This is a genomic window from Paenilisteria rustica, assembly GCF_013820765.1.
Lineage (GTDB): Bacteria > Bacillota > Bacilli > Lactobacillales > Listeriaceae > Listeria_A > Listeria_A rustica.
The window spans coordinates 39,690-45,689 of the sequence record NZ_JABJVM010000024.1 but is presented as its reverse complement, the minus strand read 5'-3'; the positions used below and the strand labels follow the sequence as shown (position 1 = coordinate 45,689).

Annotated in this window: 8 protein-coding genes; all 8 read right to left on the bottom strand. The window is 34.7% G+C overall.

The window, feature by feature from the left end; translation table 11 throughout:
- Positions 1-74: 74 nt before the first annotated feature.
- The 8 genes from HPK16_RS15405 to HPK16_RS15370 all read right to left on the bottom strand — a co-directional run bounded on the left by HPK16_RS15405 (position 75) and on the right by HPK16_RS15370 (position 5,586).
- On the bottom strand, positions 75-668 hold the full coding sequence (locus HPK16_RS15405) for a protein kinase domain-containing protein (RefSeq protein WP_181677791.1): 594 nt from the start codon (positions 666-668) through the stop codon (positions 75-77).
- Positions 640-894: a protein kinase family protein gene (locus tag HPK16_RS15400; protein ID WP_181677790.1), complete on the bottom strand. Its 255-nt coding sequence runs from the start codon at positions 892-894 to the stop codon at positions 640-642. The genes HPK16_RS15405 and HPK16_RS15400 overlap by 29 nt, the downstream gene beginning before the upstream one ends.
- A 162-nt stretch (positions 895-1,056) precedes the next feature.
- Positions 1,057-2,019 carry a DUF4062 domain-containing protein gene (locus HPK16_RS15395; RefSeq protein WP_181677789.1) on the bottom strand — a complete coding sequence of 321 codons (963 nt, stop codon included), beginning with the start codon at positions 2,017-2,019 and terminating at the stop codon, positions 1,057-1,059.
- A gap of 732 nt (positions 2,020-2,751) precedes the next feature.
- Complete coding sequence (locus tag HPK16_RS15390) at positions 2,752-3,138, bottom strand: hypothetical protein (protein WP_181677788.1); 387 nt, start codon at positions 3,136-3,138, stop codon at positions 2,752-2,754.
- On the bottom strand, positions 3,116-4,459 hold the full coding sequence (locus HPK16_RS15385) for a T7SS effector LXG polymorphic toxin (protein ID WP_181677787.1): 1,344 nt from the start codon (positions 4,457-4,459) through the stop codon (positions 3,116-3,118). Before HPK16_RS15385 ends, HPK16_RS15390 begins: the two co-directional genes overlap by 23 nt.
- A complete protein-coding gene (locus HPK16_RS15380) occupies positions 4,456-4,782 on the bottom strand; it encodes a DUF3958 family protein (protein WP_343064823.1) in 327 nt (108 codons plus the stop codon). The genes HPK16_RS15385 and HPK16_RS15380 overlap by 4 nt, the downstream gene beginning before the upstream one ends.
- A gap of 57 nt (positions 4,783-4,839) precedes the next feature.
- Positions 4,840-5,115 (bottom strand): TIGR04197 family type VII secretion effector, encoded by a 276-nt coding sequence (locus HPK16_RS15375; RefSeq protein WP_181677785.1) that lies wholly within the window; start codon positions 5,113-5,115, stop codon positions 4,840-4,842.
- 174 nt (positions 5,116-5,289) lie between these two features.
- Complete coding sequence (locus tag HPK16_RS15370; protein ID WP_181677784.1) at positions 5,290-5,586, bottom strand: WXG100 family type VII secretion target; 297 nt, start codon at positions 5,584-5,586, stop codon at positions 5,290-5,292.
- Positions 5,587-6,000 lie beyond the last annotated feature (414 nt).

Sequence of the window (6,000 nt, the reverse complement as noted above, 5' to 3'; positions counted from 1 at the left end):
AGTCCCGTTAGTTTTCGCATCGCGAAATCCATTAGGAATGATACCGAAAACCAACTCATTTCTAAGATATAAAATTAATCGATCGACACCTTATAAATTTTGTTCGAAAAAGGGTTGCCATTCCAATGTCCTTTTACATATATATAATATTCTGACAGCGTAGCTATACTGTCCACTTGTGGACTTTGTGTTAATTTCTTTTTTTGCTCAATTGCTTTATGAATTTCACTTCTTAATACAGAAATATCATTATATCTATTACTTGAGGAATATGACATTGCAGTTGCCACAATACCATCATAAAATGTATCAAACTCTTCGTTACTTCTGTTGATATATTCGCCTGTGAATACAAAGTGAATCAGTGCCCCCAATGAATACACATCACTTTCGACAGTAGCATCTTTCAATTTATCTATTTGTTCTGGCGCCGCGAACGTCACATTTCCATATCCAAAAACAGATGAATTAACCCCACTGCTACCGGACTGTGTTTTTCCAAGTCCAAAGTCTGCTACAACCCAATCTCCATTAACCATCAAAATATTATTTGGTTTTAGGTCTCTATGCAGTATACTCTCTTGATGCGCACTTTCTACCCCATTTAATACTGCGAAAATAATATCCCACCGCGATTCTTCATCTAATGTATTTTTCCAATACTTCATCTGCTAGGGGCATTGAATAACTGTGACCATCCGGACTCCTTTTTAGCAACGGCATAATATTTGGACATCCCGCTAACGCTTCCAGTATGTCAATCTCTCTTGTAAACCTTTCTATTTCTTTCGTGCTCAACAGCTCCTTAACAGCAAAATCAGGGCCATTATCATCCTTATACCTTATAACAACAACGAATGCACCTTCACCAATTACCCCACATCTTCGCACCAAATGTTGCACCTCCATTACACATTAAAAAAAGTTTCAGCCTACACAACTCGCACAATATAATATAAACAGGAATAGCACCTCGCTTTCTCATGTTCTAAAGAATCTTTTAACTCTTAGAACGAAGTACTACATTTTTGTTTTTTACACTGTAATAACTTTAGTTTAGTATGTAGTTGTCTTCTTTAGCTTTCTAACTTCTGTCATCGCGAGATATTTAAGCCCATCTTTTGTAGCTCGTACCCTTTGCATTCTATTTGGTAATTTGTCCACAGCTATTAAATTAAAATTTAGTAATCGTGGGGCTACCTCAAAGAATAGTATCTTATCCGCTACCCCCATACCAGCAGCATTATCTATTCCTATATTAAAACTATCACTAGCATTGACAAAAAGTCTATGACAATCAATTTTTTCTACTTTTCCTTCTGCATCAACAGGGATATCTATAAATGTTTGCCTTAGCACACCTTTAATTTCCTCATAAGAAAATTCTCCAATTTGATTACTCTTTACTGTACTAAGTTTTTCTTCTAATTTTTTGTTTTTCTCTTCCTCCTTAAGCAGTTTAGTCTTGAGTTTACTATTTTCTGTTTGAATTTTCTCAAATGACCCAATCTCCTTACTAGACACCCATCCTTCAACTTTATCATCAGAAGCAAGCTCTTGAAGAGATTCAAGTATTGTAATTTTTATATCTTTCAAATCATCAAAAAATCGACTAACCTTAGATAACACCTTATCTCTAAACTCTTCATAATTCTCTCTATACCCATCTGTTGCTGCCAATCCCATACTTTTCACCTTTTTATCTAAGTATTGATTACTGATAACAACGCTAAAAATAGGTTTTTTAAGTGTTGTTGCATATTCATATTCCCAATGGGTGTAACTGAGCCCAGTTTCAAAATCTATGCTCCCATATCTACCACCTAAGATTAAAAAATAAACATCTGAATCTTCAATCCATTTTTTGATAACTTCTTTTTGTGTCTTATCCCCAGATTTAAATAATTCCATACCAGCAGGAATATGCCCTGCGTTCAAAACCGCTTCTACAGCCATTTGCCTTTCATCAATCAAATCAGAATATGTAGATGAAATAAAAACTTGATATTTCTTTTTCATAACTTCCTCCTTAGTTTACAGCCTTAATAGCTGATGGACATCTGCATATTATATCAAGAAACCCTAATACAGATTATCCTCTTAAAGTTGTAATATTGCCCCTTTGTTATATAAAGCGCTCACAATATGATATATATCAACCCCCTCCATTTTTTCATTTAATTCTTTTTCCCCTATTAAATTTTCCATGCCTTTTTAGCACGTTTCTTCCATTTTACTACATATCCCTCTGTATTACCTTAAAAACTATGACAACATTTTGATACGCAATGACTTATTCGCTTGTACTTTATTGTATGCCGCCATTAGTCCTCTGCTATATTTTGCAGGTATATGATTCCCAAACTCCGTCGCGATGATACATTGATAAACGTTACTAAGATTCTCTGCTTGCGAATCAGCACTACCCAGATTTTCATTTCATCGTTCCTGACTATGATCATAAATCAGTAATCGTCATTTTTCTTAGAAATTTTACGCCATTTAAATCCAAAAGTGACACTCCGATGATATCTACCAATCAAAACAGTGCCAAAACTTATAAAGTTTTGACACCACAACCTAAAATGACCAAACACAAGTACATTCACTGTTTTTGCTTCATCATCAGGGAAAGCCTCAATGGAGAAGAAGTCTGTACTATTCATGCATTAATTTAACTTAAAGAGTTCGCGCTTTAAACATACAAAAATGACATTCAATATGACTATCTAATTTTTTATAGCTTATCCACTAATTCGTAGTGGAAATTTCTATTTTCGAGAAGAATAACTCTTCTGTGATATTTTCCACTTTTACTACATAAGATTTTCCAGAAGCTACATCATACATATATTTAATACGATTAGTATCATATCTGTCATCTGCTATATTATAAGGCTTTATTTCTTCGCCTTTTTCATTACTTAATATAATTTGAAGTTTATCTCGTTTGTTTTTATCTATATTAATATAAATACCTGCTTCATTATTTTTTTTACTTGTTGTAACAGTAAATTCTTTTTCTGATCCTCCTAAATATAAAGGAATGCGATTCCTGTTTACGAACAAAAGCAATGCTATTACTAATACAGTAATAGCAACTATAATTCCTATTTTAATAATTTTTTTTGTATGCATCTATTCCCTCCTGAATCATTTTTCCATCACCAGAGTTATCTCCATAACCATCAAGCGCAAATATTGGCGCAGCTACAAAAATAAATGGAGTACTAAACCCATAACCATAAGCCCACATTTTCCAATCTCCATCACTCACTAATTGCGCAGCCCCAGCACCCGCCTTAAGCGCCTCATCCCCAAATTTTAGAGTCCCTTGCCCATAATAACCAAATAGGTAGTTGCCCAAATAATCTTGTTCCATATCTGCAGACCATCTTCTACCCCAGATTGAGTAAGATGATTCTCCCATTTCTCTATTTTTCAAATCCAAAGGATGGTGACTATCAACCATATCTATAAATTTCAAGTAATCCATTGAATTGCGTCCGGAAACATCAACTAGGGTATCCCCCATACTTCTCACAACGGCTGTAATATCAATGCCTGATAGTTGTAGTTGAGTAGCCAATGTAGCATCAGCTGATAATTCCTCTTCTGAATTTTTACCATATATAGATCTAACGGCATCGTAATAGTCAAAATCTGCTTTATTATTCAGATACAAATATTTTTCGTATACACCAACAATAGCATTTATTTTCTCTTTTTCCGTCAGATTTTTATCATTTTTTATCTTTGCTATCTCATTTTCCATTTCTTTGGGTAAAGAAACCGTTCCATCCTTAGATGTAGTAATTTTATCTTCAAAACTACTTACCCATTTCGAAATAATTGTATTGCTCCAATCCATATTCAAATTTTTATATAAAAAGATTCCTTCCCCCTTTTGAAAAGATTGCCCTGTTTCCACCTCCAGTAAGCCTTTTCCGACAGAATCCAATAACTCCTCCACTTCCTGAAATAGTTTACCTGTCGTGATATCATAGGCCAATAAATCATCTAGTTGATTCTGAATTCCTTCTTGCTGCGCTTGATACATCCATTCTAAATACGCTGGATCGCTGAGGACATAACCTGTATTCTCTAATGGGTTATTAATGAGATCCGAAATTTGCTGATTGAGTTCTTGAATCTTTCTTCGAAGTACTTCTTCTTGGAGTGAATTTTCATCAACCTCTAGAATATAATGAGTCACCAAATTATTAGACGCCTCTTTCAGTTTCTCTGTAATCAAAATCAAACCCTTTATGATGGGGTCATACATTACTGTAAAATATATCTTGGCTGAATCATAAGTTTTTCCTTTTAAATCTGTTTCATTTACAAAGCTTGTTAAGGCCGTCCGCATATTTTCTAGCCCATTAATATGTGATGCACACATTTTTTGTATGTCTTCAGCTTGTTTTTGAGCTGAATCTAAAAACATGTCTACACTCATAAACTTTCCTCCTCCCAAGCTCGCTTACGTTTCTGTATGAGTTCCTCTTCTTTTTCGATTAATGTTTGTTGCTGACGCTTCAATTCTAGTTGCCTTTCTTCGATTTCATTTAAATACTTGTTTTGATAACGATTCATTTCCACTATATTTTCTCTAATCTGATACGCCCTTTTTCCTTTTTTCCAAATTAATTCCATTTCGTTAAAAATCCGATCTTTTTGTTTCAAATGCCAATGCATGAACTCTTCATGCTTTTCAATCTGTCGCATTCCATGACGAACTGCATCCTGTTGAAGTTCAAGCTGATACATTTGCTGAGTTATCTTTTCAGGCGAATCCTGTGTCAGAATAACCCCCTCCTTCCGATATTCTAAGATTTATTAAAATTCAATATCTGGCACTACACAGGCATCCAATGCTTCAAACTCAATTGCCACACTCTTAATATTATCCACATCTTGTTGAAATACCCCAATCAGCCTATTCAAATTCACCTTCTCCTGTTGACTCGCACTATGCGCCTTAGAATTCCCTTGAAGAGTAGTTCGCTGATCATTATCGGTTTCCCAGTTTGTATTAATTGCATCTAATGCATTTTTTAATCGTGTAGCGTGCTCTTCAGCCACGCTCATGCTACTTTTAATTTCTCCCGCCATTCCCCATCATCTCCATTATTTATGTATTATCCAGAAAAGTCATTGCTTAAAATAAACATCGTATGGCAACTTCTTTAGTCACTGAAACAATTGTATTAGACACAGTCATACCACTCTGTATCCCTGACATATGTATGCCCCTCCTTTATTAACAGAAATAGGGGCCCTCTCGCCTTAGTTTAATCCAAAATTGCGTGATAAATTGGCATCATTTTCTTCGACTGCATTCGCCGTTGCGCTAAGCTGTTTCTCGATTTGATCCATCAAGTTAGCAAAATCTTTTACTTTGGGCTTTAATTGTTGGAATTGCTCATCAAATTTTTGAAAAGCAGCTCCCTCCCATTCCCCACGTAATTGTTCTTGTAATTGTTCTAGTTCTCTTAAGATTTGCTCGATATCCTCACCCTTACGACCGTATGTTTTTGAACGATCTCGAAGCTCAGCTGGGCTCATTCTAATTTGTCCTGACATGTATTCATCCCCTTTTCATCTACTATGGATTTTATTCCATTGTTAAATGATACCACGGAAAATATTATTTGTAAACGCTTAATTCCAGAATATTCTTGTTTGTTAATTCCCAAAGAAACTGCATTGAAAAGTTGCTCAATTTTGCACTGACGCAACTCCTAACATAGATCACTAATTTTACGTTTTTAGTGCATACCGTGCAATATAAAATTAAAAATACTACCCGTGGATAAGATCTATTTCAGCAAGACGCTCTTAATAATCATCTATGTAAAATAACGTATCACACTAATAACATGTTTCAAAATCCAATTTCGGATATTTTGAGACATATTGAAAATGCTTCCCATCATAATCGATGAAAAGCACCTTGTTAATTTTTTATATTTTTTCTTATGGCTGCGATGTTAACAA

What these genes read in the sequence shown, in the direction of transcription:
- HPK16_RS15395 (WP_181677789.1), bottom strand. Translation starts at nt 2,019, where the DNA reads ATGAAAAAGAAATATCAAGTTTTTATTTCATCTACATATTCTGATTTG.
- HPK16_RS15375 (WP_181677785.1), bottom strand. Translation starts at nt 5,115, where the DNA reads ATGGCGGGAGAAATTAAAAGTAGCATGAGCGTGGCTGAAGAGCACGCT.
- HPK16_RS15385 (WP_181677787.1), bottom strand. Translation starts at nt 4,459, where the DNA reads ATGAGTGTAGACATGTTTTTAGATTCAGCTCAAAAACAAGCTGAAGAC.
- HPK16_RS15405 (WP_181677791.1), bottom strand. Translation starts at nt 668, where the DNA reads ATGAAGTATTGGAAAAATACATTAGATGAAGAATCGCGGTGGGATATT.
- HPK16_RS15370 (WP_181677784.1), bottom strand. Translation starts at nt 5,586, where the DNA reads ATGTCAGGACAAATTAGAATGAGCCCAGCTGAGCTTCGAGATCGTTCA.
- HPK16_RS15390 (WP_181677788.1), bottom strand. Translation starts at nt 3,138, where the DNA reads ATGCATACAAAAAAAATTATTAAAATAGGAATTATAGTTGCTATTACT.